6 protein-coding genes are annotated in these 2,898 nt (G+C 70.1%); all 6 read left to right on the top strand.

Annotated elements, in window-relative coordinates; all coding sequences use genetic code 11:
• Window positions 1-751, top strand: a 751-nt coding sequence (locus G5B31_RS20745) for a hypothetical protein (RefSeq protein WP_165020091.1), incomplete at its 5' end; no start/stop codon positions are given.
• On the top strand, window positions 751-1,227 hold the full coding sequence (locus tag G5B31_RS20740) for a hypothetical protein (RefSeq protein WP_165020090.1): 477 nt from the start codon (window positions 751-753) through the stop codon (window positions 1,225-1,227). The genes G5B31_RS20745 and G5B31_RS20740, both read left to right, overlap by 1 nt.
• A complete protein-coding gene (locus G5B31_RS20735) occupies window positions 1,224-1,685 on the top strand; it encodes a hypothetical protein (RefSeq protein ID WP_165020089.1) in 462 nt (153 codons plus the stop codon). Before G5B31_RS20740 ends, G5B31_RS20735 begins: the two co-directional genes overlap by 4 nt.
• Window positions 1,678-2,058, top strand: coding sequence for a hypothetical protein (locus G5B31_RS20730; protein ID WP_165020088.1), 381 nt, complete (start codon window positions 1,678-1,680; stop codon window positions 2,056-2,058). The genes G5B31_RS20735 and G5B31_RS20730 overlap by 8 nt, the downstream gene beginning before the upstream one ends.
• Window positions 2,055-2,447 (top strand): hypothetical protein, encoded by a 393-nt coding sequence (locus tag G5B31_RS20725; RefSeq protein WP_165020087.1) that lies wholly within the window; start codon window positions 2,055-2,057, stop codon window positions 2,445-2,447. Before G5B31_RS20730 ends, G5B31_RS20725 begins: the two co-directional genes overlap by 4 nt.
• 10 nt (window positions 2,448-2,457) lie before the next feature.
• Window positions 2,458-2,898, top strand: a 441-nt coding sequence (locus tag G5B31_RS20720) for a hypothetical protein (RefSeq protein ID WP_205912055.1), incomplete at its 3' end; no start/stop codon positions are given.

Here is a 2,898-nt window from a genome sequence, read left to right as displayed (position 1 = left end):
GTCCGGTGCGGCCCGTCACGCCGAGCGCAGGGCGATACTGGCGACCATCGAGGCGGAAGAACTGGCGCAGGCCGAGGCCGCCGCCGCCCGGGCTGATGCCGAGGCCGAGCGCGCCCGGCTGCTGGCGATCTGGCGGGTCGGTCGTGACCGTGATCGCGGTATTCAGGCCCTGCGGATGGGCCTGACCGCCCCGATCACGGCCCGGGCTGTCGAAGCCCTTCTGCCCGGCCTCGAACCCGACCAGTCCGGTGGGTTTGCGGTCGATCCCGTGCCCGGCAGCGCCAGCTTTGGCACCGATGCCGCGGGCGCAGAGCGCGAGCGGGTCCGCCGCATTCTCGCCTTGCCGGAGGCGCGAGATCGCATGTCCGCCGCCGCCGCTCTGGCGTTGGAAGGCAACGGCGATCTGACGGCCTCGATGCTCGCCCCGCTGCTCGCCTCGCTTCCGGTCGAAGGTCCGAAGCCTTCCGGCGCGGAAATCCTCGCCGCCCGGGCGACGGGTTTCGTAGAGTTCGGCAGCGATGCCCATCCGCGCGAGACGGCCAAGGAGGCCGTCGCCGAGGGCTGGCGGAAAGCCATCGCGCAGGCGAACGCCAGTCTGGGGCCGGGCGCGGTCAAGGATGGCACGGGAGCAGCCAGTGGCCCGGTGGTCCTTGATCTCGCCGGGCCGGGTGATCCGGCCTTCGGGTCGAAGGCCGATCTGGACCGTGCCCTGTCTGATGCGCGCGCCCGGGCCGGGGTGGAGCGCACCTGATGTCCGATGCGGTCAACATCGCTGTCGGTGCGAGGCTGATTGGTGTCAGCGCAGATCGCGTCCGTCAGCTTGTGCGGTCCGGGCTGGTCCACAGCCCGGCCCGTGGGCAAGTAGGGCTGGCCTCGCTTCTCCGGGGCTATGCGGCTTCCCTGCGCGCCAGCGCCGCCGCTCCGGCGAGCGCGGCCTTGGCGCGGTCGCAGGCGATAAAGGCCCAGATCGTCGCCGGTGAGATTGCAGCCCGGAAAGCCGAACTGGTCGAGACGGTCGCGGCGACCGACCTGATCGAGGCCCTGTGTGAAATCGCCGTGGATCACATCGGCGAAATGGTGCGCCCGCCAAACCTCAAGGGGTTCCCGCAGGACGTGGCGGCCCGGATCAGGGACGAGGCCGGAGAGGCCCGGATCAAGATCGAGGCCGCCCGCGCTGTGGCGATTGCGGCGCTGATCTCGGGCCAATTCGAGGAGATCGACGGATGACCGCAGAACTGGTCAACACTGCGCTTGTGGCCGATCTTGCGCGCCTCTTGTGCGACAGGGAGGGCCGCCTCCGTGACCTGATCCGCGCCGGGCGCATCCGCGAAGTGCAACGGGGCCGGGTCGCGTTGGCCGAGGCCGTCCCAACATATTTCGATGATCTGCGCGCCGCGCTTCATGCAGGCAGCGCCAGCGCCTCGGCGGAGCGGGCGCGCGAGGCCCGGGCCGATGCGGCGGCCCTCAACCTCGCCATGCGTCGCCGGGAGTTGATCCATCGGGAGGAGCTTGATGCCTGTCTCGAATATCTATGCGGGACCATCAACGCGGCCCTAACCTCTTTGCCGCCCCGAGTGACGCGCGACGTGTTCATGCGCCGCCGGGTCGATGAATTGGTCCGGCGGACGCGAGAGGCCCTCGGTCGGGCCATCACGGCGGTAGCGGCGGGGATCGCGGATGAGTGATCCAACCGATCCGCACGTCAGCACCGCCGCGCTGGCCGCCGCCACGGGCGTCCCGGCGTTTCAGATGCGCTTGTGGTTGCGGGCGGCGGGCATGACCCGCCCTGCGCCCGGCAGGCGCGGCGTTGGCCTGCTATCGGCCCTGACCGGCATCCTCACCGCCCTGCGCGACGAGACGGCCACGGCCCGGTCCTTCCGGCCTGCGCCCATCCCTAAGCCCGGCGACCGGCTGGACGAGCAGGTTGCGGCCCTGACCGCCGACCTGCTCCGACTGGCCGAAGGCCGGGCGGGCGGCCCGGTGGCCGAGGAGGTTGCGCGCATCATCGACCGGCTAGCCGGGCACCGCCGGACGGCAATGAAAGGGTGCAAGGCATGACCAACGACCTTGCCCTCCGCCTCCTCGATCAGCCCGTGCCACGTCCCCTTGCGGCCCGCATCCTCGGATGCAAGGCCAGCACGTTCACCGGCATCCCGACTAAAGGGCTGACCTTGAAAGTCGCCTTTGTCGCGGCCCTCGACGCCGCCCGGGCCGATCTGGCCGCAGCCCGCGAGAAGCGCCGGAATGCCCGGGCGGTGCGCAAGGCCAAGGTGCTGCGGATCGCCCAGGGCGATGCCGCCGCCGCCCGCCGCTTCGCCGCGCTGGTTGCTGCCGATCTGCAAGGTGCTGCCGCCCGTCTGGCCTCTGTCGATCCGGTCGCCGCCCTGCGCCTGCGCCAGATCGCGGCCAAGCTCGACATCAACGAAATTCTTAGAGTAGGGGAATAATCTTTTGACAATGCAACAAAAACGCTCGACCACACCGGGCAAGGTTCCGGCAGTCGGCGATCTGGCGGACGGCCAGATCGCCATGAACACCCACGATGCCGTTCTGTTCATGCGCAAGACGGTGGGGGTCGATCAGAGCGTGGTCCGGGTCGGGGCGGAGATGAGCGCCGCCGTCGCGGCGACGCTCCGGGAACCGACGCTTCCGGCCTTCCGGGCGGCCATCGGCGTCGTGGGCGATGGGCAATCATGGCAGAATGTCGAGCCGGAACGCTCTGCCGGAACGACCTTCACCAACACGACCGGAAAGGCCATCTGTGTCTCCATCGCCGCCGATGGCCCCGGTGCAACCCTCTCGGTGCGTCCGCCTGCCGGATCGTGGGTCGAGGTGGCCGTCGCCGATGGGGCCGACCATCTCGCGGCCTGCGTCGTCGTCCCGCCCGGTCACGATTAT

Origin of the sequence: Rhodobacter sp. SGA-6-6, from assembly GCF_011043545.1 — a bacterium.
Lineage (GTDB): Bacteria > Pseudomonadota > Alphaproteobacteria > Rhodobacterales > Rhodobacteraceae > Pseudogemmobacter.
Note: the sequence above shows the minus strand (reverse complement) of the source record. Positions and strands in the feature narration are given on the sequence as shown.

What these genes read in the sequence shown, in the direction of transcription:
- G5B31_RS20740 (WP_165020090.1), top strand. Translation starts at nt 751, where the DNA reads ATGTCCGATGCGGTCAACATCGCTGTCGGTGCGAGGCTGATTGGTGTC.
- G5B31_RS20735 (WP_165020089.1), top strand. Translation starts at nt 1,224, where the DNA reads ATGACCGCAGAACTGGTCAACACTGCGCTTGTGGCCGATCTTGCGCGC.
- G5B31_RS20730 (WP_165020088.1), top strand. Translation starts at nt 1,678, where the DNA reads ATGAGTGATCCAACCGATCCGCACGTCAGCACCGCCGCGCTGGCCGCC.
- G5B31_RS20725 (WP_165020087.1), top strand. Translation starts at nt 2,055, where the DNA reads ATGACCAACGACCTTGCCCTCCGCCTCCTCGATCAGCCCGTGCCACGT.